Here is a 26,127-nt window from a genome sequence, read left to right as displayed (position 1 = left end):
GCTCGCCCACGTTTCATCGGTCGTGGATCAAAAACCAAATTGACGAGCGAGCGAGGATATGTAAAATAATGAGTGTTGTTAGCACTCTGCAAATTTGAGTGCTAATCTATGGGCAAACGGAATGAGACAGGCCGTCCTTCATGAGACAAGTTGAAAGGGGAGCATTTGCGTGGAAAAGACGCCGTTTAAAGCAGAATCGAAGCGGTTGCTGGACATGATGATTCACTCCATCTATTCGAATCGCGAGATTTTTCTGAGGGAATTGATATCCAATGCGAGTGACGCCATTGACAAAATTTACTACAAGGCGCTGACCGACCCCAACATCAACTTTGAAAAAGATAACTACTACATCAAAGTAATTGCGGACAAGGAGAACCGCACCCTGACCATCAGCGATACGGGCATTGGCATGACCCGGGAGGAGCTTGAGAACAACCTTGGTGTCATTGCTCAAAGCGGATCGCTTATGTTTAAGAATGAGAATGAAGCCAAGGATGGTCACGACATCATTGGACAGTTTGGCGTTGGGTTTTACTCTGCATTTATGGTTGCAGATGTGGTAACGGTCACGACCAAGGCACTCGGGAGTGATACGGCCTTTCGCTGGCAATCGTCCGGGGTCGACGGATACACGATTGAGGCGGCTGAGAAGGCCGAGGTGGGGACCGAGATCGTCCTGAAAATTAAAGAGAGCACAGAAGACGAGACCTATGATGATTATCTCGAAGAGTATCGACTGCGATCCATTATCAAGAAATACTCTGATTTCATTCGCTACCCGATTAAAATGGACGTCACAGAGCACCGACCGAAAGAGGGCAGCGAAGGAGAGTTTGAGGAAGTTCTTGAAGAGCAGACGATTAACAGCATGGTCCCCATTTGGAGAAAGAACAAGAATGAGCTTACGGATGAGGACTATGAGAATTTCTACATGGAGAAACATTACGGCTTCGACAAGCCGCTGAAACATCTGCATATCAGCGTCGATGGTGCAGTGCGGTATAACGCCATTCTGTACATTCCTGAGAAAACACCGTTTGACTACTACACCAAGGAATACGAAAAGGGACTCGAACTGTATTCGAACGGTGTGCTCATCATGAGTAAGTCGCCAGATTTACTGCCAGATTACTACAGCTTCGTCAAAGGCATGGTCGATTCAGAGGACCTTTCTTTAAACATATCGCGTGAAATTCTCCAGCAAGACAAGCAGTTGCAACTGATTGCGAAGAACATCAAGAACAAGATTACGAGTGAACTCAAGCGGCTGCTGAAAGACGAAAGAGAAAAGTACGAAACCTTCTACAAGGCCTTTGGGACCCAGCTGAAGTACGGGGTTTACAGTGATTATGGCAGCAACAAGGACGTCTTGCAGGACCTCTTGATGTTCTACTCATCAAAGGAAAAGAAAATGGTCACGCTGGACGAGTACGTATCGAGAATGCCGGAGGACCAGAAATACATCTATTACGCAACTGGTCAATCGTACGAGCGGCTCGACAAGCTGCCACAGACGGAGCTCGTTTCTGACAAGGGGTATGAAATCCTCTACTTTATCGAAGACGTTGACGAGTTTGCCATCAAGATGCTGATGACCTACAAAGAAAAGGAATTCAGGTCAGTTTCGAGTGGTGACCTTGGCATTGAAGCGGATGAAAGCCAGAAGCAGGCCGAAGAGGAGGCCACTGAGAATAAATCGCTGTTTGACGAGATGAAACAAATCCTTGGCGACAAGGTCAAAGATGTACGCGTCTCGAAGCGGCTCAAGCATCACCCAGTCTGCTTGACGGCTGATGGTGAGGTTACGATTGAGATGGAAAAGGTCCTGAGGGCCATGCCGAACAATCAGGGTATCCAGGCTGAGAAGGTCCTCGAGATCAACACCACTCATGACGTCTTTCAGTCTTTGAAAGCAGCTTTCGATCGCGATAAAGATAAGCTCCGACTGTACACCAACCTGCTATACAATCAGGCGATGCTCATTGAAGGCCTTCCTATCGATGATCCGGTCGATTTCACCAATGACATCTGCAAAATTATGGTGTAATAGCGGCCAGTTTCTCCGCTGAACAGAAGAGTCAAACCAATTTGGTGCAAATTACAGGGCAACCGAGAACGGGTTGCCCTGCTCTGGTGTAGACGTCCAGTATTGTCCTCTGCATTCCCTCTGCTAAGGAATGGTGTTAATCCAGTAAGGAATGGTGTTAATCCAGACCTCTATGCACACATATCGTCGTTCCCGATGGGCCGGATTCAATCCGAAGTTCTGCTCCAATATCCCTGGCACGACCTGCCATGATGTCGAGACCATGTCCATTGCGTTGTGATTCTCCATCAAATCCGACACCATCGTCCTCGACTTTGAATGACCATCCAAGTGGACGACTTGTTGATGTATGCAACCGTACGTAGACATGTGACGCGTGTGCATGTTTCACAATGTTGGTTACAGCCTCCTGTAGGACACCAAACAATTGAACCTGTTGTGAGTGGGTCACCCAAGAAAATTCCTGAGGAAAGTCTACCTTCCAGGTCAACTCGGTCCGTGACAACATTTTTGCAAGATAGGCTTCAACTCTATCCTTTAAGTTCAAAGCAAAGTTTGACTCTGATTTGAGATTGAATATCGATTGGCGAAGGTTTTCATCTATCTCTCTCAATGACATCACCACATCTTCGAGTACGGAGTTTAACTCTGGTGAACCGCACTTGTTTGCCATTTTACGGGCCGTCTTGATTTGGACACCGGAGTAGAAGATGGATTGAGCGATTTGGTCATGCAGGATCCTCGCTAAGCGTTCACGCTCTCGTAATATGGCATGTGCTTGCCTCTCCTGACTGAGTTCCTTCTCAGCTTTACTAAATTGATGAAGCAGAGTTTTTGAGACGAGCGCGATGACCATTGCATCAATGACGGCTGTGATCCAGTTGCCAAGTTCCATGGGCAGTATGTGCTCTAGAAGTGTGTGTCGGATGGTTTCGAACAGGCCAATCACAATCGCAGGAACGATAAACAAGGTCCATTTAATGCGATTTAGTGTCATGTGTTCTTCCCCTTTAAAGAATGTTGTGAACGGGTCGGTCTTTCTTTATTCTAGGGGAAACCGGCCGGAAGTGAAGGTGCAGTTCAGCGATGCAGACGACACCCTATCAAATCATGATTGCCGATGACAGCGAACGGGCCCGCAAGGCGGTGCGGATTATCCTTGAATCGGATGAACACTTTGTCGTACAGGCAGAAGCAGTTAACGGGCAAGACGCTATCGTAAAAGCAAGACAGTATCATCCTGATTTGATCTTAATGGACATCAACATGCCGGACATGAGTGGACTTGAAGTGACGCGGATCATTAAACAAGAGTTACCTGACACCCGGATTGTGATTCTGAGCGTCTCTGACGATGCGGCGGACCTGTTTGATGCCATTCGCAGCGGGGCTCAAGGATACTTGGTGAAAAGGTTGGAGCCTGAAGACTGGATTATGTATCTGTATGGTGTGTTGGACGATGAGACACGCGTGCCGAGAGAAATGGCAGAGAAGCTTTTGGCGGAGTTTCGCGCGGTTCCGAGCCCAAAAACCGATGCGGCTGCGCTTGAGCAACTGACTACGCGCGAGCGAGAAATTATTGATTTGGTTTGTACAGGCGCGACCAATAAGGATATTGCAAACATGTTGTTCATCGCAGAAAACACAGTCAAGAATCACTTGAAGAACATCATGGCGAAGTTGTACCTGCAAAGCCGCGTTCAACTGATCTTGTATGCTCAGAACCTCGCGAAGCCAGATGAAAAATAAGCATTCGTGTCAAACGGCTGCGGATTTCCGCAGCCGTTTCGGCGTGTGAATGAGTAACGCGCGCTCCCGCCTCGTGTGGTCTCTTTCGCACGGCATCAACAAGATAGCCCTAGTGGGCTAGGGAATCGGATCAGGAATATCGTTAGTCTAGTACATATGAGTTGTCGCGATGTGGACGTGCTGTCTTAAGTTGCCGAGGACCAGACAAAGTGAGAATTGCAATATAGCAGAATGAAGCGGGATCAACATCTGAAAAAGGTTGGTGAAGGATTTGTGGGGAGTATTTGCAAATGCTCCGTTTAGTGATTTATGGCAACCGGAAATTATGGTAGTGTCCGCTGTCCTGCAAATAGTATACTTGTTATTAACGCATGGTTCTGTTGCAGAGCGCGTGTACCGGAAACGGCACGTAGCAACCGGTCGGCAGACGCTGTCTTTTATCGCAGGATGTTGGATTATGTATTTTTCATTTGCGGGACCACTCGACTATCTTTCAGATAACTATATCTTTAGCGCGCATATGGTTCAGCACATGATCGAAATCGTAATTATGACGCCACTCATCCTTCGGGGACTGCCGGAAGGCTTTTATGAACGTCTGTGGCGTGCCCGTGGACTTGGCAGGTTGATTCGTGTTTGGTCGCACCCTGTGGTGGCTGGAGCGGTGTTTAATGGGATTTTAACGCTCTTTCACTCCCCGTACTTGTATAATCTTGCATTAGAGAATGAGAATTTCCACCTTTTCGAACACACGGTATTTTTTGTGATTGCATCGTTCATGTGGGCACCGTTGACAATACGTCTGCCTGGGGTTCGTCAACTGACCAACGGACAAAAGCTACTGTACCTGTTATATAACTATAACTTGATGATGCCAATCGTTATTCTTCTGTTGGTATCGAACCATCCCTGGTACAGCTTCTATGTCAGCGCCCCGCGGCTGGCAGCGTGGTTAACGCCAATGGCCGACATGCAGCTTGGGGCGATTATCATGATGGTATTCATGGCAGGTGCATACCTCGCTTATGGTATCCGAGCCTATGCAAAGCAGGATGAATCGATATGGTACCAGTGAGTTGGCCATCATAAAAGTCCTAAGATAGAAGTCCTAAGATAGAAGCCCTAAGATAAAAGTCCTAAGATAGAAGCCCTAAGATAGAAGTCTTACGATAGAAGTCTTACGATAGAAGTCTTACGATAGAAGTCCTAAGATAGAAGTCCTAAGATAGAAGTCCTAAGATAGAAGTCCTAAGATAGAGTCTTACGATAAAAGTCCTACGATAAAAGTTCGAGCATCAAAGCTAAGGAGATTTCAGAGAGGCCCGAGCCAATAAATACAGGAAAAGTGGTGTGAAGTATGTCAGACAATCCGCGTAAAATAAAACAGTGGTTGTATCCGGTAGCAGCGATAGCCGCCATCATTGTGGTCGCTGGCGGGAGCTTTCTCGCCTTTCAGTCCAAAAACAACGCCGTGACTCAGCCGCCAGGGAATGTGAGTTCAGCTAATGCAGCAAATTCGGCTTCGAACGGGGTCGTGGACCCGGGATCGTCTCTGGAAGGACGGCCAGCGCCGCAGTTCACGCTGACCGACCAATTCGGTAAAACGGTCTCGCTAAGCCAGTTCAAGGGGAAGGTCGTTGTCCTTGCTTTTGTGGATAGTGAATGTACCAACATCTGTCCACTGACGACAGAGAGTATGATGAGAGCACTGCAGATGCTCGGGCCGCGAGCGGCTAAGGACGTGCAACTCCTTGGCATCAATGCCAATCCGCAGGCTGTGTCCATATCCGATGTGAAGACGTACTCTGAAAATCATAACATGATGAATTCATGGCATTTCCTGACCGGATCGGACAGTCAATTAAAATCGGTGTGGAAAAACTATTACATCTACGACCAGATTGTAAACGGACAAATCGACCACACGCCGGCGCTTTACATCATTGGCCCGAACGGAAAAGAACAGTATCTGTTTATGACGCCGCCACAGTACGCGGCTGTGGATGCACAAGCAAGCGTTCTGGCAGAGCAAGTTGCCAAGTTTCTGCCTGCTACCGTTAAGCCGCAATTGACCACAGTCGCATACCACGCACCTACAATCAGTCCCGCTGTACAAACGGCCTTACCACTTGCTGATGGCGCAGGAGCCGCCCATATTGGACCAGGGCACCCGCAATTGTTGGTTTACTTCGCAAGTTGGAGCCAGAATGTGAAACAGAACTTACAAGCCTTAGATACGTATGCAGGGTCAAAAGGAGCGCCAGCTACGATTGCGATTGATGTGCTCCCCACGGAACCGAACAACCAACCGAATGAGAGGCTTCTCAAGGCTGTAAATCCGCAGCATTATCAAATCGCGCTTGACAAGACCGGGGATGTGACGGATGCATATCACGTGTCAGACCTGATGTGGATCACATTGACTGACGGTCACGGCCATATCATCTGGAGTCATGATGGCTGGCTGCCGATTCAGACTTTATCAACGAAAGTTCAAGCTGCACTGCAAAAGACGCATGGCTGATACCTCTATGATCCGAGGTGGGTCGAGTTTGAAAAAAAGGAAATGGTGGAATCTCACTTTTTACGGAACGATTTCTGTCATTGGCCTTGCGGTTGTTGGGGGACTCATCTACATGTGGAGACAAGCGACCGGCACTCTTCCAGTTGCCGGTCAAGCTCCCGCCTTTACGGCCACCAACATTAACGGGCAGAGTGTGTCGCTAAACAACTTACAGGGCAAGGTCGTCCTGATGACCTGGTACTACACACATTGCACCGATGAGTGCCCACTCACGATGTATCGATTTGAGCAGGTCCAACAGCAGCTTGAGAAGCAGGGTATTTTTGGTAAGCAGGTTGTGTTGATCGCCATGACGCTCGACCCGAATCGTGACACTGTACCTGTCATTAGACAGTACGGAGCACACTTCCACGCGAACTATGCAGGGTGGTATTTCCTGCGGACGAATGAAATGCAGACGTTGAAAATTCTGAATGCATGGGGTATTCAGGCAAAACCAAGCACCAACAAGGAGTTTATTGAACATACGTCAAAAACGGTGCTGATAGATGAATACGGAAATATTCGCGCCGAGTACAACACAGCGAACTTGAATCCGAAGACTGTCACGTCCAACATTGACAGTTTGGTCTCTCAGATGAAATGGAAGTTATAATCAAATGAAATGGCGGTTATAAGATGAAGCAAACAGCGTTACTCGTTCTTGGACTGATTTGTACAGGGTTGATGGCTACAGGATGCGGACAGAGGGAAACCGTCCTTCAGCAGGATGCTGCCACCTACCCTGAAGCTGTTCACCTTTATCAAAATGGATGTATTACGTGTCACGGAGACAACTTGCAAGGTGGAATCGGGCCCAACCTGCAGCATGTGGCATCCCAGTTGACTCCGGCACAAATCAAGCATCGTATCGAAGTGGGATCCGGGCCAATGCCGGCATATGCGGCACCTGGTGATGCGATTCTGACACCGTCGCAGATTGATGCCCTAACCACATGGCTTTCCACGAAAAAGTAATCCCCATATTTGACATTCACAGAAATGACACGAAAACGTAAACAAACTTTCAATCCTTCGTTTGTCCTCTGCGCCTCACCAAACCAATCCGCAAGCTACAATTTCTATAGAACCTAACAAGATACTGACTAGTCCCTAAGTAGCGTTTTCATGGCTCTAACGGACTATCGTCATTTCATCCGTCATGACCTGTAAGCAGAATCGTTTGCGGTCTAAAGTTGTAACCATAAAAGCTTTATTCGGAAAAAATTTGGAAGGCGGCGACTGCTGTGATATCACGCAGAGTTGTGCAGACGTTACTTGGCTTGGTTTGGCTGATTGACGGGTTATTGCAGCTGAAACCTCAAATGTTTACTTCGGCATTTCTCAAGCAGGTCATTTTGCCAACGGGTGAAGGTGAGCCTCATTGGGTGACTGCGGTTGTCAACTGGGGAGCATCGCTGACGGCTCCGCACATTGCGATGTGGAATACCCTTTTTGCACTTGTTCAAATTCTCATTGGACTTGCACTCATCGTGAACTTTAAATTGAGGTCAACCATTACGGCGTCAGTGGTATGGAGCCTGACGGTCTGGGTGTTCGGCGAAGGGTTCGGACAGTTGTTTACGGGTCAGTCACTGTTACTGACAGGAGCACCTGGAGCTGTCTTGATTTACGCATTGATTGGCGTAGCCATCTGGCCAGATTCACGGCAGAAATCGGAATGGAAGCCAGGTGGAATCCGGTTTGCACGGTTCTCGTTAGCAGGCTTGTTCCTCCTCGGTGCTGTCTTACATCTGCAGGGGGCATATCTGACTGGTGAAGGACTGTCCCAGGCAGTCGCCTGGCCTTGGCTGTCGAAGGTCATCGCGATGAATGGTACCGTTGCTTCCTTGGTTTTCGCAGCGATTGAACTTGTGCTTTCGGTATTTCTAGCGTTTCGGATTCGGATACGTGCAACCGTCTGGGTCTCCATGGTTCTGTCATTTTTGTTCTGGTGGGCGGGGCAAGCGTTTGGCCAAGTGTTTGATCCGCTGGCGACCGACTTTAACTCTGGTTTGTTAATGATTATCCTCGCAATGGCTGCGTATCCGCACTTAATTGACAACAAGGAACTGCCTGGACTACGCAGTCGAAAAGCACTTGTCTAAGCATTTGGTCTGACCAAAATGAATCGGTTAGTATAAACAAGGCTTCGTTGGCAGGAAAAAGGGTTGCTCCGTAGAGAGCAACCCTTTTCGGACATTTACGGTACGTTTACACTTGTCCCCTGTGGGTGAAAGTCTACCGTGAACTGCAAACTAATGTTCCTCCACAGCGGCGTCATGAGCAAGATCTCGTCGAGTTTCATAAGCCCTGTTCCAACAGCAGAAGTGTCTGATGGGATGACAGCATCAATCGGATGGACCGTGAGGCTGCACGACATGGTCACGGTCATAGCAACCATTGTCATTGCAGCAGTGTGCTTTGTAAACTTCATTTCATTGACCTCCTCTTCCGCATCGTGATTTTGGCGTTCAGTTTGCAAGTTCTGGGAACGAGATACGACAGCAGGGAGACGGGTCGTGCCGGATTCGCAGGGGAGTGGCCATCTCCCGTACACTCCGCCTATCCGGATGAACGGAGTATCTGCGCACGGTCCTGTTCTCTGTGAGTGTAAAGTTCGAGTTTCAGGGGACCGTTCCTTCTGGTTTGGTTATGATGAATATTCAGTTAAAAAGGTTGGGAACTTCACTAAAAAGAACTGTGGAGGCGCTAAATCTGGCGAATTCACAAGGGGGTTTAAACTTTATGATTCATGTTCTCCGCCAATCGGTAACATTCGAATCAGATGACTAAACATGGAGTTTTTGTCCACGTATGCTCGATAGCTGGACAGTGCTGCAAGATAATAATGCTTCGCTTTTTTCTCCTCTCCGAGGTCGTCGTAGATACTTGCTGCACACTCCGCTGCCAGTGCGTGCTCAATGTGAGAGACAGAGTTAAGGGTCAGCCTGAATGCTCGCAACGCTGCATCCAGTTGATCCTGTCGTGCTGGCAGGTAGCCAATCGAGAGTAATTCACTGTATGCAATCAACGGACTGTCACCACTCTGATAAGCACCGCTCAGAAACTGCTCAAGTGCTTGCTCTGCCTCTCCTCGTCGATGTAACCGCGTGAACAACATAAAGGTGACTTGACCAACAATGGTCTGGGCAATGGTGTCGCCGGCTTCCCGTGCTGATTCTGCCGCTTGCTCTATCATGCGGGTGGCTGCATCGAGATCGTCTGAAAGGTAGTAGATGATGGTCAAACTAGCCTCGACACGCGCTCTGTCGCGATAGTCGGTGCCCCATTTAACGACAATTTCGTGGGCCAACTGCAGGGTTCTTTTTGCATCCTCAATACGGCCGATGCGCCCCTGAATGGCGCCGAGCAAAGCCAAGGACCTTGCATAACGAGGAAAATCCTGCAGGCGGCGGAACTGTTCTACCGCCTGATTTGCGTGCCAGGCTGCCACCCCTTGAACGTCCGTTGTTGTGTAAAGATAACCAAGGTTGTACCAGAGTCGTCCTCGCAAACCTTCATCTAGCGTATGCGCCTGTTCCTCAGCGCGCCTTAGCCATTGTTCGGCTTGGGAAAGATCCATTTCTAACAAGGCCGAGCTCCCAAGGTAAAAGCAGGCGAGGCAGTAAAACGCATCCCCTTCTTCCGTATGTTCAACCAGTAGTTGACAGAGGTTTTGGACTGTTTTGGTATCCTCGCGCATATAAAAATACTCACAGAGTCGTATCGCTAAACGGTAATGGATATCGTACCAGCGGCCACGGTGGGCAAGCAGGATGTCTAGAAGCAAGTCTTCGTTTGTGACGGAAACTGTGTCCCAGGTAAGCTGCCCATTGTCAAGCAGGTCGGCAAGCTGTTGGAGCGGCTCATTTTGAAGCCTCTGGGCGATGAGACGCAACACTTCGGGATAGGGCAGTTGGCGTCCACTTTCCAGGAGGCTGATCATGGACTGGCTTCCAATCCCAGCAGCCAGCTCACCTTGGGACAGGTTCTGTTCTACTCGTGCCATGCGAATTCGATGTCCGATGACAAGTGCCAGTAATTCGCGCTCTACGTCCGTCATTCACAATCACCTCAAAGGGGGAACCTGTAAATGAAAAGGCTGGTGTACCGAATTGTTGGGCTTCTGTCTGCAGTGCTCATCACAGGTCTCGCATTTGCAAGTACTGCGTACGCGGACAACGGAGGTGGCTATACTGTCCCACCCAGACCCATGGTACAAATGGCAAACTAGGATTTTACAACAACCGCAGAAGACAAAAAGAACCTGGCGTTAGCGCCAGGTTCTTTCTTTTTCATGCGCGTTGTGTGCAACCTGGCAGCCGTAGCGATTGCCGTAGGCCCATGGCTTTGCGTCCTTCGATTTCTCGAAGTTTGCCCGTTAAACAACTATTCGACCTTCAGACTCAAATTCCTTTATTTCAGTGATGTCAGCGATTTAAGCATATGGCAAATCGCCGAAATCAGTTGATTTTGATGATACAGTATACATGGTTGTAAAGCATTGCTTTCTTTTTGATGAGTACTGACTATGGGCTTGTGGAGGATGGGATTGTGACGCTCGCAAAGAACCGCAACTTTATATTCTTGCTTTCTGGACAGCTGGTATCCACAGTAGGGAACAACCTGTTTGGGATCGCGCTGCCTTGGTACGTATACGCCTTAACAGGCTCGAAGTCTGCGCTCGCGCTGACAGGAATCGCTCAGACGATGCCAGCGCTGATTGGCCTTGTAGCTGGGGTGTTCGTAGACAGGTGGCCGAAGCGGGCGACGATGATTTGGTCTGATGTCATCAGGGCGTTGTTCAGTGGGGTACTCGTTCTGGATGTCTTGTTCCATTGGCCATTTTGGACTGTGCTTGCCATGGTGCTCGCACTGCAAGCGGTCGGACAGTTCTTTAATCCAGCCTCCGGTGCGCTGTTTCCGCTGCTGGTCGATGAAGGAGATGTCGCTGCCGGAAGCGGCATCCTGCAATCATCCAGTGCAACAGCTCAATTGCTCGGGACTGTGTCGGGTGGGGCCTTAATGGGTGCACTCGGCGCTCCTTTTTTGTTCTTCATGGACACCATATCTTTCTTGGTCTCCGTGTTCAGCCTTCTGTTCATCCGAGTCAAAGAGGTTGTCACGAGGCAAACAACGACGGAGAATCAGAAACCTGCCGGCGAGAGCAGTCTCGCCGGTGTAAGGCACCGTTCGGAGTCAACAGCTGCAAGTCGGATTCGCACGTTCCTCAAAGACTGGATAGAGGGCTTGTCTTTAATCAGCAGGTCGAAGTTCCTGCTTCTCGTTCTCGCTTCGGCACTCGTCACCAACTTTGCCTTGGCGCCAATGGATATCACGCTGACTGCGTGGGTAAAGGGTCCCATGCACGGTTCACCGCTTGCTCTTGGGATTATCAATGGGGGGTTCTTTGTCGGAGTCATCCTTGGCGGGATGTTTCTCGGGGTGATTTCAAAGCGTGTGCCGCTCCGGGCAACGCTGCTGATTGGATTGATTGGGATTGGTTTATGCACCATGGCTTTTGGTCTATTTCACACAACAGTCCCCGAGACGATTGTTTCGGTGGTGGCAGGCGTCGCTGCAGGAAGTTTGAACGGAGCGCTCAGCGCAACCATGATTCAATTAATTCCACCTGCCATACGAGGGCGGGCGTTTGGTATTTTTGGTGCGATGGCCACCTTTGCGACGCCGCTTGGCATGGTGCTGTTTGGGTCTTTAATGATACATGTATCGTTACAGACGTTGTTCGTTCTGATCGGCTCCATCGCCGCATTGAGTGGACTTAGTTTTCTTTTACCGATCCCGAATGACCAAGACCGCTTACGCGATGCGACGTCACCGGGGGTCACTGAGCAAGGGTAATCAGGAATTTCTGCAGTGGTTGGTATAGAATTGAACCTATCATATCACTGTGAATGAAATGTTTGAGAAGTGGGAAAATCAGAATGAGGTGGAACGCTTGTTGAAGTTGAAGTTGAAACAGTGGGCTGTTCTTACAAGCAGCATACTTGCTGGTCTGGGAATGCTAACCGGATGTGGCTCCGTAACGCCGGGCACCAATACAACGAATGTATCGTCCAGTACGGTGAACAAGGGATACTTATCCTATGTGCCTAGCCAATATGCAGCAGCACCGACTGAGACGAAAAAATGGTTGAATTCAAATCCTGCGACAAAGTCAGTCACGGTCACGATCACGATCCCTGCAAACGGCTTGTCCCTAAACGGATATTATCATGGTTTTGCAGCTATCGAAGTTCCGGTGGGATGGAAGATGACCGTCAACCTCCAGAATCATAATCCGGACGTTGATGGCCGTTTGGCTGTCGTGACGCCAAACGATGTGACAAGGGGCTCGAACATCATTCCGGCGGTTCCAGGAGGGGAGATGACAAACTCGACCTCTTCAAATGGATCGTCCGGCGTGCAGACCATGCAGTTCACGCCAACGAAAGCCGGAAACTACCTGATTGAGTCTGTATCTGCAGGAATGTCCGGAAGCTGGCTATGGCTGATTGTCTCGCCGAATGCGTCGCAACCAACCGTAAAACTGAAGAAAACTCAGTGATTTTTCGCATGTGCCGTGTTGGGACAGGCATTGCGCAAGGGCGCGATGGGTTGGGGACAGGTTGTGTGTCGCAACTTGCGGACGAGCCTGAGTCAGACTTATGGACATGTGAGGGCGGGAGTTGGAACTCCCGCCCTTGGTTTGTCTGGTGTTGATGAAAGGTTTGATGACGGTCAGCCGCCGTAGAAGAGTCCTGTTTCCGAAAGCGTCATCGGGCTTCCTTCACGATGAACGCCTGCATCCACAACCTCTCCCACGTAAATCACATGGTCACCTTCATCATATTCATGAACAACCTTGCACTCGAACCAAGACAGTGCATCTTTGAGGATGGGGCTGCCTGTCGTCTCGGTGTAAAACTCTACTTCTCCGAATTTGTTGCCAACGCGGGACACGGGCTTGAAGAATGAAAATGCCAAGTCCTTTTGGCCGCTTTCCAGCACATTCACCGAAAACACTTTGCTGTCGTGAATGCCTTCGCTCGACGTTGTTCCCTTCTTTGCTGCAATGGCGACCAACGGAGGTGAAAATGAGGTCTGTGTAACCCAGTTGCCTGTAAATGCATTCACATCATCCCCAACTTTGGTTCCGATGACGTACAGGCCGTAAGAAATGCCCCGAAGTGCTGTCTTTTTTGCTTGATCGTCCATGCGTACCTCTCCTTCTCTGGTCTATGTGAACTGCCCTAATTAGACTACTTGCTCCTTTATGATACCGAACTTTTGAGCTTACTCAAAGTTAGCAACGTGAATTGCAGTGTGTTTTTGTTTGATCTGAATATTGGTACATATAGCGAAAATGAAAATGCTAAAATATGGTGTAGGTACTCTTTGGTATCTACAATTGTACGGGGAAGAGGGGATATACGATGGCTGGTATTCGCCAGGTAATCAGTACGTTGACGCAAGATGGACAGGAACTGCTCGGACCAAATGTGCTTGCATATCACTATCCGGATAACTCTATCATGAATGGGTCACTCTTGACGGTGGAAAGCAATCACTTCGCAGTGCTAAAGTCCCGCGGTGCTATCATGGATGTTTTTGAGACAGGGCAGTACACCATCAAGACACCGGATCGTCCGATTATCGGTACATTTCAACAGGCGTTCTTTGGCGGCAACAGTCCCTGGCAATATGAGGTCATCTATATCAATCGCGCCAAACTGATTCTCGAGGTGGCAGGGGTTGCTTTCTCGAGAGAAATGGCTGAGATGGGTTACCACGTCAGTTGCTACGTCCACGTAGACACGAAAGAAGACGCATTGAAATTGGTCCAGCACATGCCAATGGCAGGACATCATGTGACGATGCAGGAAGTCAATGCTTACGCAGGTCCTGTCATCGAGCAGTCTATCAACAAGATTGTTCAGTTGACCCAGCTTGAACGCGTGAATGAAAAGATGCCGGACATCATCGAACTTGTGAAGGATCACCTGCAGGAGTTTCTTGCGGTCTACGGCTTAATGTTGAATGACGTTAAGGCATTGGTGTTCCCAAAAGACGAACGGATGAAAGAACTGATTTCACTTCGTGCCTTTGGACTGTCTGAACTAGATGCTGTTCGTTACTACACGGCCATGTTGATGGCTCAACGGGGCATTGTCTCAGCTCCAAACATGGCAGTCGGGAAGCCGTACTACGTCGGCAATCCTCTGATGAGCATGGATGCAGCGGAGGGTGGCAGCAATGGGTCGACTAAGTAAATACGGAATTGCGCATGCTCCGTCTGGCGTGATTACGGGTCTGCTCAAGGGCACGCTGGACCTCTGGAGTTACGATTATAAAAATCCCGCCAACGCGTTTCGCGATCAGAGTGTGAAATTGCGCAACCTCTGTGATGATGCGCTCGGGCAATACGTTGCCCAGTTACAGTCTGAGCTGCATATGTTGCGCCAAAACCTGCCGCAGCCGACAAGGGAAAACCCGTATCCACCAATGGAAGGTTTGGAGGCAGTGAAAGCCCTGGAAAGTTACATTCGGGACATTGATGCCCTTCGGGTTCAAGTTCGATCCGCAGTGACCCCGCCGAATGAGTTTGTTACTCGCAGTCAGGCGGATAACGAGCAGTTTCTGAGTGAACTGGTCAGTATAGACCGTGAGTTGCTTGAATCGCTGTCTGAGATTAATGATGACACCATCATCGAAATTCCTCGTCTGCTTGAAAAGCGTCAGAACCGGGTACGGGCGTTTGTCGCAAACTGAAACGTAAGTTGAATGGGCGCGTTCACTTGGTTTCCAATTGACGCGTCTTTTTGTTTTGGAGGACCGTTTGCGGACAGTCTGAGGACAGTTTGCGTTTCAATGATGAAAATGACATCAATACTCGCCCATAGACCATTGATACCATTCGCCAGACTGTATAGTAATAGGTGTAGGCGAAAGGGGCGATTCATGGATGGAAGACGTGAGTCTATCTGCGAAACAGCAGTTACCGACTGCTGAGTACGCGGTCGAAGTGGCGCATCTCCATAAGGAGTTCGGGTCGTTCCAAGCAGTAACGGATCTGAACTTCCGGATTGCCAAGGGAGAGATATTTGGACTCCTCGGTCCAAACGGGTCAGGGAAGACGACCACGTTAAATATGATTAGTGGACTCAGTGCCCCCACCTCTGGTGAGGTTAAGGTCTTTGGGCTTAATCCGCGCAAACAGTCAAACTCTGTCCGTCGCTTACTCGGTGTGGTTCCTCAGGAAACAGCGCTCTACGAGGAACTGACTGCAGAGCGTAATCTGGCTTTCCATGCTGAACTGTTTGGCTATCGACGACGACAGAAAGGTGAACGGATCCAAGCCATGTTGGAACTCGCGCAGCTGCAGGACAGGGCAAAGTCTCGCGTGAAGACATTTTCTGGTGGAATGAAGCGAAGGCTGTCTATTGGCCGTGCGCTGTTGCATGACCCGTGGCTTGTTTACCTGGATGAACCAACGCTCGGTGTCGACGTCCAATCTCGGAATGTCATCTGGGATTACATTCTGAAAATGAAACAGGAGGGTAAATCGGTTCTGTTGACGACCAATTACCTGGAAGAGGCAAATGCCTTATGTGACAGGATTGGAATCATCGACAAAGGACATCTGATTGCCGAGGGCACCCCGGCTGCACTGAAGGCCCAATTTGGCAGCAGCGTGCTGGATCTTGAAATCACAGGCACTGCGCTTGAGGACGTCAGGGAGCTATTACTCGGTGTCGCCGGGGTGCAAAGTATCGAGATCATTGAGAACCGGGTTGCCGTATCTCTCGCCAGTCTCAACGAAGGTGATGCCGGAACGCTCCTTCCTGTCATCTTAAGGAAAGTGACAGACAGTGGTGGGGTGATTCGCCACATGGCGCTGCGCGAGCCTTCCCTCGACGAAGTATTCCTGTCCTTGACTGGAAAGGGAGTGCGTGACTAGTGGGGTTGCGTGCTGCTTTTCACATCATGCTAAATGATCTGCGTCTGAACATTGTTTCTCCCTTTGCGACCATCCTGTCGCTCGTTGTTCCCATTAACTTTCTGTTCCTATTCGTCTTGTTTGCCGTAGGCGGAGCCAAAGTACCCGTCAGTGTTATTGCATCCGGAATCGGGGAAGCGTACACAGCGGGTTTCTTACATGCACTGCAAAGTGCCTTGACCTTCCATATCCACCAGGTCTCAACCCCGAGCGCTGGACAACGGTTGATACAAGCACATCGATCCGTTGCAACGATTCAGATACCACACGGGTTTTCTGCGGCTGTCGCTCAGGCTAAGACAGCCTCGATACCGCTGACCTTGAATAATCTGAACCATGATTTCGCGGACGATGTTCGCCGGGCGATGCCCCTGGCCATCTTAAACTTCTACCACAGTGTCTTTCCATCCTCACTTCCATTTGGCTGGAGAGAAGTCGACACCTACACCCACAATGTCACTTTTCTTGGTTACTTATCGGTCAGTATTCAAACCGTTGCACTGCTGATTGGCGGACTCCTGTTCGGCGGCCGAGGTGCCGCGAGGGACTGGGAGATTGGAACCATGAAAGAGTTGATGCTCGCCCCAATCCCACCTTGGAGCGTGGTCGTCGGAAAACTCGCTGCCGGAATGGTAAACGGGATTGCATCTGCTGTTTTGGTTCTTGTTGTCTTGCTCTTGCTCGGGCTGCGACCGCTGATGTGGGGTCAATTTATCGGAGTGACGCTCGTCACACTGTTTGTGTTCATTAGCTTGGGTGTTGCTATCGGCAGCATAGCCAAGTCGCAGTTCATCGTAACGCCGTTTGCATTTGCACTCGGGTTGCCGCTCTTCTTTATCAGTGGTGCGTTCGGCCCGATTTCGTGGTCCACTCCGGCGGCTGCCGATATTGCGCGGGTCTTTCCGGTCGTCTACGCCAATGCAGCATTCCAACATGCTGTGCACGGGTATTGGCCGATCGACACATCACCAGTCTGGCTGTGGATGATCCTACTCGCCTGGGCTGTTCTTGCACTTTGTGTGAGTTGGTTTTCATATCGTCGGGCGACGATGCAGCACTAAGGAGGAGGGATAAACCATGGAACAGATCTACAGCCTCTGGGCTATTCTGAAGAAAGACCTGGCTACTTGGATTCGCAGTCCCTCCACCATTGCTGTGACGATTCTGCCCGCACTGATTCTGATGCTGGTTTTGATTCTGCAGGCTGCATCCGTTACAGGCAGTCCTGTTGCCATCGTCAACCAGGATACAGGGGGACAGGCGGCGGCCAAGTTACAATCCATTGCAGAGAATTACAATGGGTTCTATCGTGCAGAGGTCCTAACGAAACCACAAGCAGAAGCAGCATTTCAAAACCTCTCTGTTGCCGGAGTGTTGGTCATTCCGAAAGGTTTTTCATCAGCGATCGCGGCTGGTCGACACCCAACCATTACTTGGCAGGTGCGGAATTTTAACAACGACACCGCCAATGACCTGCGCCGAGCGCTGCCGGACATTTTGTACACGTTTTTGCACAGCGGATCGGTCGGTACAAACCCTTTGCACATTCAGGTACAAGAGCACGATATGCACGCAAAAGACGCGAGTTTTGTCGGATTTAACATGATTGCCGTGGTCGTGATGTTGGTTCTTCAGGCGGGGATTGTAAACGCAGGTCTCGCGGCAGTGAGAGAGTGGGAGACCGGCAGCGTCAAGGAACTGCTCATGTCCCCTGCTCGTCCACTTACCATGATTCTAGGCAAAGTGGCGGCGGGTGTCGTGGCAAGCGACATCACAGGCGGGGTTGCGCTGATTGTTGCCATCGCAGCAGGCATCGTTCAAATACCGAGCGTGCTGCTCGGCGTATTCGCACTTGTCACCATTACGTTGACGGCGATTGTTGGCTCTGGCATCGGGGTTCTGTTGGGCTCAGCCCTTCGTGCAACGGAACGTGTCAGCGGATTGTCAATTTCCCTGTCGTTCTATCTGTTCTTCCTGGCCGGCGGCATCACCGACGTTGCGTACCTTCCAGGCTGGCTGCAGGCGATCTCCGAGTATATCCCGAATACCTATTCTCTTGACGCCCTGCGTCAAACACTGCTGTATGGGTCGACCGGTGGACTTCCGCTCGATCTCGCTGTTCTCGCCATCGCCTCTGTCATCGCGTTGACCATCGGCATTCCGGTGATGCGCCGCGGCTTAAGTCACTAGGGATTTTGATATCATCGCTGCAAAAGACAGTACTGCAGATAAAAGAACGGGCATGCCGTTGGTTGGTTCATCGGCGTGCCCGTGCTGCTTTCTGCTGAATGATGGGTTACGCACCAAGTAAGGATTCACGCTTCTCGAGGTATTCGTCGTAGGTTCCAGAGAAGTCAATGACTCCGTTTGGCGTCAGTTCAATGATCCGATTGGCGACGTCCGTGACCAGTTGCCTTGCATGGGATACAAAGATAACGGTCCCGTCGAATGCAGCCAGCGCCTGCGTGAGGGCGTCAATGGACTCCAGGTCCAGATGGTTCGTCGGTTCGTCGAGCACCAAAACGTTACCCTGCTGAAGGAGCATCTTGGCGATCATCAATCGAGCGGTTTCACCGCCAGACAGGACTTCAGTCGACTTGTGAACCTCATCTTTTGAGAACAGCATCCGTCCCAGGATACTGCGCAGTGTCTGTTGATCGGCTTGATCATCAAAACTACGCAGCCACTCATAGACCGTCGTATCTCTTGGGATGGTGTCATGGTGGTCCTGGGTGAAGTAAGTCGGTTCAGCCGATTGGCCCCAAGTGACGCTGCCACCATCCGGGTCTAACTGGCCCATCATCGTATTGAGGAGTGTTGTTTTGCCGATCCCGTTCACTCCGATGACAGCGACTTTTTCACCGCCGTGAATTTCAAGGTTCACGTCTTTCAGCACATTCAGGTCCCCGAATGACTTATGGATAGACTCGAGCGCAACGACTTGTTTGCCAAGCGGCTGTTTCGAGGTGAACTTGATATACGGAGAGACCCGCGATGACGGGCGAATCTCCTGAATCTCGATTTTATCAATCTGTTTTTGTCGGCTGGTGGCTTGCTTCGCTTTACTCTTATTGGCCGAAAAACGTGCCACAAACTCACGCAGTTCCGCAATCTTTTCCTGGTTCTTCGCGTTCTCAGCGACCAGCTGCTCGCGGGCCAAGGTGCTTGCTGCGACAAAGAAGTCATAGTTTCCTGCAAACATCGAGATCTGCTGGTAATCCACGTCGACCATGTGTGTGCACACCGTGTTTAGAAAGTGCCGGTCGTGCGAGATGATAACCATCGTTCCTTTATGTTGCAACAAAAAAGATTCCAACCAACGGATGGTATCGAGGTCCAAGTGGTTGGTGGGCTCGTCGAGCAGCAACACGTCTGGGCGTCCAAACAACACCTGTGCTAAGAGAACGCGCAGCTTAAAGCCGCCAATCATCGAGCTCATCAGGTCATTGTGCTTTTCGACAGGAATTCCAAGTCCCTCTAACAGTTCAGCAGCAAAGTACTCTGCGGAATAGCCGTCCATATCTGCGAATGCACTTTCCAGTTCACCGACCCGCATGCCTTCCTCTTCGGACATCTCCGGCAGGGAGTACAGCCGCTCCCGTTCTTGCATCACTTCCCATAATTCAGGATGCCCCATCAGAACGGTGTCGAGCACACGACAGTCATCGTACTGATAATGGTCCTGTCGCAGAACTCCGACGCGCAGGCCAGGTTGAATGGTCACGGTCCCTGTGGACTGTTCAAAATCACCAACGAGAATCTTCATAAACGTAGATTTACCCGATCCGTTTGCACCAATCAAGCCATACCGATTACCCTCGTCAAAGCTGAGGTTTACGTTCTCAAACAATATTCGTCCGCCAAACGAGACAGACAGGTCCTTTACACGAATCATTCACTGTTCTCCCTTGTCTGAAAATCGAAAACACTGAGTCTCGCATCACAACTTTGTGAGGACCACCTTGCGAGACTACGGTTTTTTCCCTCTTCACAGTGTAACCGATATACGACGTATATCTAACCACCAGTTTTAGGACATAATCCTGTTTTAGGACATAATCCTGTTTTAGGACATAAGGATGAGACATTCACGGAGTCATCACACTATCTCCACAGTTCCTTTACATCATCTGCACGCGTGTCATGAAATTCCTTGCTAGACTGTGAGGGGACCGACGCCTTGGCACTCCGAATGACCCGGTCTGAGGGAAACCAGGAGGTTCTGCCATCAGGCGAACAGCGTTTGGGGCGCCATACTTCAGGTGTACGGCCAAAAGGTGCCCCACTGAACGTAGAATGCTAGTATAAGCAGGGTAGAAATCATTCAAAGGGCTGTAGAACGCAGGAGGGAAAGCATTGTCTTCACTGATCTTACCACACGGCGGAAAACTCATCGACAGGCAACTGCGCGGGGCAGAGCGCGAAGAAGCTTTGCGTGAGGCACAAAAGCTAACTCATATCACGATTTCTAATTGGTCTATCTCCGACCTTGAATTGATTGGCACAGGCGGCTTTTCTCCTTTGGTGGGCTTTCACGGGGAAAAGGACTGGAACAGTATTCTTGATACCATGCATCTGACGAGTGGTGAGGTATGGAGCATTCCAGTGGTCTTGCCTGTTTCAGAGGATACAGCGAAGACCCTGAGAGTGGGAGAGACTGTCGCACTGCAGGGGGAAGACGGGGTTATTTACGGCACGCTCGAGGTGCAGGAAGTCTACAAATACGACAAGATGCGTGAAGCCGAAGCGGTCTACGGTACGACGGACATGGAGCACCCGGGTGTCAAACGGTTGTTTGACCGAGAACCCTATTACCTTGCCGGCCCGATTCAGCTTCTCAATCGGAAAGAACCGGATAAGTTTGCAGAGTTTTATCTCGATCCGGTACAGACTCGCGAAGAGTTCGAACGTCGCGGATGGAAGACGGTTGTCGGGTTCCAAACCCGAAATCCCGTTCACCGGGCGCATGAATACATTCAAAAATCGGCTTTGGAGATTGTGGACGGGCTCTTCTTCAATCCGCTCGTTGGTGAAACCAAGGCAGACGACATTCCTGCCGACGTGCGGATGCGGAGTTACCGAGTGCTATTGAAGAATTACTATCGCCCGGAGCGCGTATTTATGGCCGTTTACCCGGCTGCCATGCGCTACGCGGGCCCTCGCGAAGCCATTCTTCACGCCATGGTTCGCAAGAACTACGGTTGTACGCATTTTGTCGTTGGCCGCGACCATGCAGGTGTAGGCAGCTATTACGGAACTTACGATGCACAAAAAATCTTTTCGAACTTCACGAAAGAAGAGCTTGGCATTCAGCCGCTGTTTTTCGAGAACAGTTTTTATTGCAATAAGTGTGACGGCATGGCATCCGATAAGACCTGTCCTCATGGCATGGAGGACCGGTATATCTTGTCCGGGACGAAAGTCAGAGCCATCCTTCGCAGTGGTGAAAAACCATCTCCGAAATTCACACGGCCTGAGGTTGCTGAAGTGCTCGTTGAGGGTCTGGCAGAAAAGCAACCTGTGCTCGAATAGTTGTAACGGAAAGCTGACATACAAAAGCTGCGGCATTTTCGCCGCAGCTTTTTGCGTGACGACAGTGGGCTTGTCAGGCGACGACTCCGGCTCCAATCTTCTCAAACAGCATGCAGAAGACACGCTGAATGCGGGCAAAGTTTGATAAGCTGAAGTGCTCATTTGGTGCATGGGCACCGTCATGACCAAGGGTTGCGCCAAGGGTAATTGTATCTACACCGAGTATATTCTTAAACATGGCTGTGATTGGCACCGTGCCGCCTCCACGAACGCGCACGGGGGCAGCGTCAGACGCCGCGGTGAGTGCTTCTTCGAGTGCAGCCAAACCTGGATGGTTTCGGTCGAGCACATAGGCTTCTGCGTCCCCGGGAGAAGCGGTCACAGTGACGTCCACCTGTTTGGGTGTAAAGCGGCGAATGTGTGCTGCCACAACTTGCTGAATGTGTTCAGGTTCTTGGTCAGGAACGAGCCGGCAGGTGATCTTGGCAAACGCCTCACGCGGGATCACTGTTTTTGTCCCCTCTCCCTGATAGCCGCCCCAAATACCGTTAATCTCAAGGGTTGGACGAGCTGTGTTTCTCTCTTGGGGAGTGAACTCCGGCTCTCCGAAGAAGGCCTTGATCCCGGTTTTTGCCTGGTAGTCTTCCGCGTGAAACGGATATTTTGCGATTTCGGTGCGGTCCTCTTCGGTCAGCGGTCGAACATCGCGGTAGAATCCGTCTACGAGGATACGTCCCTCGTGGTCTCGGAAGGAATCGAGAATCCGGCTTAAGGCGTGTATGGCGTTCGGGGCAATACCGCCTGCTCCACCGGAGTGAAGATCTGTCGCTGCACTGGTTACTTGCACCTCGAGGCCAATGAGACCGCGTCGGCCAACGTTGACGACTGGTGCTGCTTTACTGCCGACACCGCCGTCAGCGCATACCACCATGTCGCAAGAGAGCATTTCCTCATGCGCTCTGATGAACGGTTCGAGCGACGCACTGCCGATCTCCTCTTCGCCTTCAAATAAAAATTTCACGTTGACAGGGATTGCGCCCGTCGTCTGAAGCAAGGCTTCGCATGCAATGACAGGCAACAGATCGTTCCCTTTCATGTCGGATGCACCGCGTGCGTAAACGAGATCGCCATCTATCGTTGGCTCAAACGGCGGATGCACCCAAAGCTCAAGTGGGTCTGCAGGCTGAACGTCGAAATGTCCGTAGATGAGGAGCGTGGGCTGTCCTTCCGCGTGTAACCACTCGCCGTAGACGACTGGATGGCCGGTTGTCTCCATCACTTGGACGCCTTCGATGCCGGCCCGCTCCATGCGGGCGGCAATCCAACGAGCTGCATTACGGACTTCTCCTGCATAAGCAGAATCAGTAGAAACACTAGGGATTTTCAGAAACGAAAGCAACTCGTCGATAAATCGTTGTTGGTGGAGATCCAGGTACTCCTGCCAAGATGCGGTCACGACAATCACTCCCAAACAGCTAAATTATCTCGCGACTTCATCTTACAATAATTCAGACAATATAGCGCGAATGATAAGTTCGTAACCATAAAAACTTCCTGATGAACAGGTCACACATGGTGACTCATCCATCAGGAAGTTGACAACTCGGCAGTTTCAGTCCGTTGCCTGAACAACGAGGTTCTTTACGGCATCTGAGGTGCTTTGTCTCAAGGCTTCTGCCGCAAGTTCTTGCAGGTCTTCAAAACGGCTTTGGCGGATTTGTTCACGTACAGGAAGAATCGATGGCGGACTCATGCTCAGCTCATCAATACCGAGTCCCACAAGGACAGGAACAATGTTCAAGTCTCCTGCCATTTCCCCGCACATGCCGGCCCATTTGCCATGCTGATGAGCAGCATCGATGACCATTTTCACCAATCGCAATATCGACGGATGGTATGGTTGATATAAATAGGACACTTTTTCGTTCATTCTGTCGCAAGCCATCGTGTATTGAATCAGGTCGTTTGTGCCAATCGAAAAGAAGTCAACGACCTCAGCCAACTGGTCAGCGGCAATGGCAGCGGCAGGAATCTCGACCATAATACCAACTTCCATATCTTCATCAAACGGTATGCCTTCCGAGCGCAGCTCTTGTTTTGCGGCCTCAAGTACTTCATTGGCAGCGACCACTTCATCACGGGTGGCTATCATCGGATACATCACCTTTACCCGCCCATAATGACTCGCGCGAAGAATGGCCCGCAGCTGAGTTTTGAACATGTCCTCTCGGTCGAGGCTGATTCGAATTGCGCGATAACCGAGAAATGGATTGAGCTCTGCAGGCAGTTGAAGGTAATCGAGGGACTTGTCTCCTCCGATGTCCATCGTACGGATAATCACAGGTTTTCCATCCAAAGTTTGGACCGCTTCCTGATAAGCCTGGAACTGTTCTTCTTCGCTCGGCAGTGAATCGCGGTTCATAAACAGGAATTCAGATCGGAATAAGCCAACACCTTCAGCACCGTGAGCAACCCCAATGACTGCATCGCCCGGGACACCGATATTCGCGGCGAGCTCTACTTGATGGCCATCGAGCGTGACCGATGATTCGTGGATGAGTGCATGAAGCTGTTCTGCTCGTGCCGCGTCAATCTGGGCCTGTTCAAGGTATCTTGCGACTTCCTCATTCGAAGGATTGACAATGAGGAGACCATTGCTCCCGTCAACGATGAGGGGTGTCCCATCAGATACAGTCTCTGATACATCTCCTAAACCGACAATTGCCGGAATGCCGCGGGTACGAGCCATGATAGCCGTATGCGACGTACGGCCGCCGACGTCTGTTACAAAGCCCTTCACTCTCGACAGATCCAGTTGCACCGTGTCAGAGGGGTGGAGGTCTTTTGCAACTAAAATCATATCCGTGTCGTTGCCTGCGTTAAATCCATAGTCCAGCCCGAGGAGTTGCGCCATCACCCGAGATGTGATGTCTGCGATATCCGCTGCCCGACCCCGCATATATTCGTTGTCCATTGACTCAAACAACGCAATCAGAGAGTCAGACACGACTCGAAGCGCGGCCTCAGCATTAATGGCATCGGTCTCAATGTGGCTTGTAACGCTGCCAGTGAACTCAGGGTCTTGAAGAATCAGACGGTGCGCTTCCATGAGTTTCGCTTCGTCCGGACCGAGTTCAGCGGAAACCTTTGCTTCGAGGCTCAGAAGGTCATCTGCTGACGCAGAAACGGCACGGGTGAAACGTTCAATTTCCGCCGCGGTGTCATCGACTTGATATTGCGGGGTGTGTACTGTATGGGACGAGTACACCTTAGCCTTGCCCACCGCAATACCCGGAGAAGCAGCAACGCCTGTTTTTTGTTGTCCCATCTTACTCACCCTCTGTGAGCAGCTTCGCAAGTGCTTCAATTGCTTTTTCTTCATCACTGCCAGTGGCCTGCAGGGTGACTTCCTGACCCTGGGCAATCGCCATTGACATCAGGCCTAAGATACTTTTTGCATCGATAAACTTCCCGTCTTTACCAAGCTTGATATCCGAAGAAAACTTCACCGCTGTTTTCACAAACTCTGTCGCTGGGCGTGCATGAAGCCCCTCGCGAATTTCCACGCGTACAACTTGTTCCTTCACTATGAAAACCTCCCGCACTATGCGCTTGTTCACTTTATTCATGTTCGGTGAACTCATGTCGTGAAAGCGGACTACTGCAGTTCCGCTTTTAAAAAGTCTGCCAGCGCTCTCCGTTCTGTAATTCCTTCGAGTGCTTCGACAAACTCGTCATGCATCAGCTTTCTCGCAAGTTTAGCCAGCATCTGCAAATGCTCCGCGTGGCTGCTTTCCGGGACAAGGATTAGAAAGAGCTTATCCACCGGTGCATCGTCCATGGACTTCCAATCAATCTTTGTATCGAGTCTTCCGTACATCAGAGTGGGTTCAATCACGCCATCGGATTTCCCGTGCGGAATTGCGATTCCTTTTCCAAATCCGGTCGTGCCTTCTTCTTCGCGTTGAAGGACAGACTCAACGACAACCTTTTCATCACGGACACGACCGAGCCGTGCAGCTTCCTTTACCAGTGTTTCGATAGCCTCTCGTTGAGTTGAAGCGGGCACGTGAAACATCGCAAACTGTTCGTCGATCATTGGACACTAGCGTTGCATTAATGTTATTCATAATGTTCATATGATTCGGTGTTTTAACTCTGTGAACAAATAAAAAGTTCCTTATCATGGAGAACAGGTAGTACTGTCCAAATCCACGAAAAGGAACAACC

The 26,127-nt window shown here is 50.3% G+C and carries 25 protein-coding genes and 1 riboswitch; of the genes, 16 read left to right on the top strand and 9 right to left on the bottom strand.

The genetic code is table 11. From position 1 onward, the window contains the following. Positions 1–169 precede the first annotated feature (169 nt). A complete protein-coding gene (htpG, locus tag AN477_RS10240; protein WP_054969064.1) occupies positions 170–2,050 on the top strand; it encodes a molecular chaperone HtpG in 1,881 nt (626 codons plus the stop codon). A gap of 157 nt (positions 2,051–2,207) precedes the next feature. On the opposite strand, the gene AN477_RS10235 is transcribed toward htpG, so the two are convergent. Beyond that, positions 2,208–3,047: a sensor histidine kinase gene (locus tag AN477_RS10235; protein ID WP_054969063.1), complete on the bottom strand. Its 840-nt coding sequence runs from the start codon at positions 3,045–3,047 to the stop codon at positions 2,208–2,210. Between the two features lie 89 nt (positions 3,048–3,136). On the opposite strand from AN477_RS10235, the gene AN477_RS10230 reads away from it, so the two are divergent. The 6 genes from AN477_RS10230 to AN477_RS10205 all read left to right on the top strand — a co-directional run bounded on the left by AN477_RS10230 (position 3,137) and on the right by AN477_RS10205 (position 8,470). Beyond that, positions 3,137–3,799 (top strand): response regulator, encoded by a 663-nt coding sequence (locus tag AN477_RS10230; protein ID WP_054969062.1) that lies wholly within the window; start codon positions 3,137–3,139, stop codon positions 3,797–3,799. Between the two features lie 262 nt (positions 3,800–4,061). Then, on the top strand, positions 4,062–4,874 hold the full coding sequence (locus AN477_RS10225; protein ID WP_211265994.1) for a cytochrome c oxidase assembly protein: 813 nt from the start codon (positions 4,062–4,064) through the stop codon (positions 4,872–4,874). 282 nt (positions 4,875–5,156) lie between these two features. Then, entirely contained in the window at positions 5,157–6,323 is a 1,167-nt protein-coding gene (locus tag AN477_RS10220) for an SCO family protein (RefSeq protein WP_054969060.1), read from the top strand. A gap of 28 nt (positions 6,324–6,351) precedes the next feature. Then, positions 6,352–6,978: an SCO family protein gene (locus tag AN477_RS10215; RefSeq protein WP_054969059.1), complete on the top strand. Its 627-nt coding sequence runs from the start codon at positions 6,352–6,354 to the stop codon at positions 6,976–6,978. Between the two features lie 23 nt (positions 6,979–7,001). Beyond that, a complete protein-coding gene (locus AN477_RS10210; protein ID WP_054969058.1) occupies positions 7,002–7,340 on the top strand; it encodes a c-type cytochrome in 339 nt (112 codons plus the stop codon). Positions 7,341–7,609: 269 nt separating this feature from the next. Next, entirely contained in the window at positions 7,610–8,470 is an 861-nt protein-coding gene (locus AN477_RS10205) for a hypothetical protein (protein WP_054969057.1), read from the top strand. A 95-nt stretch (positions 8,471–8,565) separates the two neighbouring features. Here the strand turns inward: AN477_RS10205 and AN477_RS10200 are convergent, their stop codons facing one another. After that, positions 8,566–8,799 (bottom strand): hypothetical protein, encoded by a 234-nt coding sequence (locus AN477_RS10200; RefSeq protein ID WP_054969056.1) that lies wholly within the window; start codon positions 8,797–8,799, stop codon positions 8,566–8,568. A gap of 309 nt (positions 8,800–9,108) precedes the next feature. Then, complete coding sequence (locus tag AN477_RS10195; protein ID WP_054969055.1) at positions 9,109–10,428, bottom strand: helix-turn-helix domain-containing protein; 1,320 nt, start codon at positions 10,426–10,428, stop codon at positions 9,109–9,111. 30 nt (positions 10,429–10,458) lie between these two features. On the opposite strand from AN477_RS10195, the gene AN477_RS24450 reads away from it, so the two are divergent. From AN477_RS24450 to AN477_RS10185, 3 genes are all read left to right on the top strand, one after another. Continuing rightward, positions 10,459–10,599, top strand: a complete 141-nt coding sequence (locus AN477_RS24450) for a hypothetical protein (RefSeq protein WP_157061899.1) — start codon at positions 10,459–10,461, stop codon at positions 10,597–10,599. 72 nt (positions 10,600–10,671) lie between these two features. Next, positions 10,672–10,754, bottom strand: a riboswitch (cyclic di-GMP riboswitch). Positions 10,755–10,919: 165 nt separating this feature from the next. Further along, the gene (locus AN477_RS10190; protein ID WP_054969054.1) at positions 10,920–12,227 is read left to right on the top strand and encodes an MFS transporter; all 1,308 of its coding nucleotides are present in this window, start codon (positions 10,920–10,922) and stop codon (positions 12,225–12,227) included. A 100-nt stretch (positions 12,228–12,327) separates the two neighbouring features. Further along, on the top strand, positions 12,328–12,933 hold the full coding sequence (locus AN477_RS10185; protein ID WP_054969053.1) for a sulfocyanin-like copper-binding protein: 606 nt from the start codon (positions 12,328–12,330) through the stop codon (positions 12,931–12,933). Between the two features lie 173 nt (positions 12,934–13,106). Here the strand turns inward: AN477_RS10185 and AN477_RS10180 are convergent, their stop codons facing one another. Then, positions 13,107–13,583, bottom strand: coding sequence for a flavin reductase family protein (locus tag AN477_RS10180; protein ID WP_054969052.1), 477 nt, complete (start codon positions 13,581–13,583; stop codon positions 13,107–13,109). A 218-nt stretch (positions 13,584–13,801) separates the two neighbouring features. Here AN477_RS10180 and AN477_RS10175 point away from each other — a divergent pair, with 218 nt between their 5' ends. The 5 genes from AN477_RS10175 (at position 13,802) to AN477_RS10155 (ending at position 18,555) form a co-directional block, all read left to right on the top strand. After that, positions 13,802–14,638, top strand: coding sequence for an SPFH domain-containing protein (locus AN477_RS10175; RefSeq protein ID WP_054969051.1), 837 nt, complete (start codon positions 13,802–13,804; stop codon positions 14,636–14,638). After that, positions 14,622–15,137, top strand: a complete 516-nt coding sequence (locus AN477_RS10170; protein WP_054969050.1) for a hypothetical protein — start codon at positions 14,622–14,624, stop codon at positions 15,135–15,137. Before AN477_RS10175 ends, AN477_RS10170 begins: the two co-directional genes overlap by 17 nt. Before the next feature lie 193 nt (positions 15,138–15,330). Next, on the top strand, positions 15,331–16,326 hold the full coding sequence (locus AN477_RS10165; protein ID WP_054969049.1) for an ABC transporter ATP-binding protein: 996 nt from the start codon (positions 15,331–15,333) through the stop codon (positions 16,324–16,326). After that, positions 16,326–17,426, top strand: coding sequence for an ABC transporter permease (locus AN477_RS10160; RefSeq protein WP_054969048.1), 1,101 nt, complete (start codon positions 16,326–16,328; stop codon positions 17,424–17,426). Before AN477_RS10165 ends, AN477_RS10160 begins: the two co-directional genes overlap by 1 nt. A 16-nt stretch (positions 17,427–17,442) precedes the next feature. Next, complete coding sequence (locus AN477_RS10155) at positions 17,443–18,555, top strand: ABC transporter permease (protein WP_054969047.1); 1,113 nt, start codon at positions 17,443–17,445, stop codon at positions 18,553–18,555. A gap of 106 nt (positions 18,556–18,661) precedes the next feature. Here the strand turns inward: AN477_RS10155 and AN477_RS10150 are convergent, their stop codons facing one another. Beyond that, positions 18,662–20,260, bottom strand: coding sequence for an ABC-F family ATPase (locus tag AN477_RS10150; protein ID WP_054969046.1), 1,599 nt, complete (start codon positions 20,258–20,260; stop codon positions 18,662–18,664). Positions 20,261–20,721: 461 nt separating this feature from the next. Here AN477_RS10150 and sat point away from each other — a divergent pair, with 461 nt between their 5' ends. Then, positions 20,722–21,897, top strand: coding sequence for a sulfate adenylyltransferase (gene sat / locus AN477_RS10145; protein ID WP_054969045.1), 1,176 nt, complete (start codon positions 20,722–20,724; stop codon positions 21,895–21,897). Positions 21,898–21,970: 73 nt separating this feature from the next. Here the strand turns inward: sat and AN477_RS10140 are convergent, their stop codons facing one another. The 4 genes from AN477_RS10140 to AN477_RS10125 form a co-directional block, all read right to left on the bottom strand. Continuing rightward, the gene (locus tag AN477_RS10140; protein WP_054969044.1) at positions 21,971–23,353 is read right to left on the bottom strand and encodes a dipeptidase; all 1,383 of its coding nucleotides are present in this window, start codon (positions 23,351–23,353) and stop codon (positions 21,971–21,973) included. Positions 23,354–23,509: 156 nt separating this feature from the next. Further along, entirely contained in the window at positions 23,510–25,225 is a 1,716-nt protein-coding gene (ptsP, locus tag AN477_RS10135) for a phosphoenolpyruvate--protein phosphotransferase (RefSeq protein WP_054969043.1), read from the bottom strand. Position 25,226: 1 nt separating this feature from the next. After that, positions 25,227–25,484, bottom strand: coding sequence for an HPr family phosphocarrier protein (locus AN477_RS10130; RefSeq protein ID WP_054969042.1), 258 nt, complete (start codon positions 25,482–25,484; stop codon positions 25,227–25,229). A gap of 71 nt (positions 25,485–25,555) precedes the next feature. Continuing rightward, complete coding sequence (locus AN477_RS10125; protein WP_083486149.1) at positions 25,556–25,996, bottom strand: PTS sugar transporter subunit IIA; 441 nt, start codon at positions 25,994–25,996, stop codon at positions 25,556–25,558. Between the last annotated feature and the right edge of the window lie 131 nt (positions 25,997–26,127).

Source organism: Paenalicyclobacillus ferrooxydans (genome assembly GCF_001399675.1).
Taxonomy (GTDB): domain Bacteria; phylum Bacillota; class Bacilli; order Alicyclobacillales; family Alicyclobacillaceae; genus Alicyclobacillus_B; species Alicyclobacillus_B ferrooxydans.
Note: the sequence above shows the minus strand (reverse complement) of the source record. Positions and strands in the feature narration are given on the sequence as shown.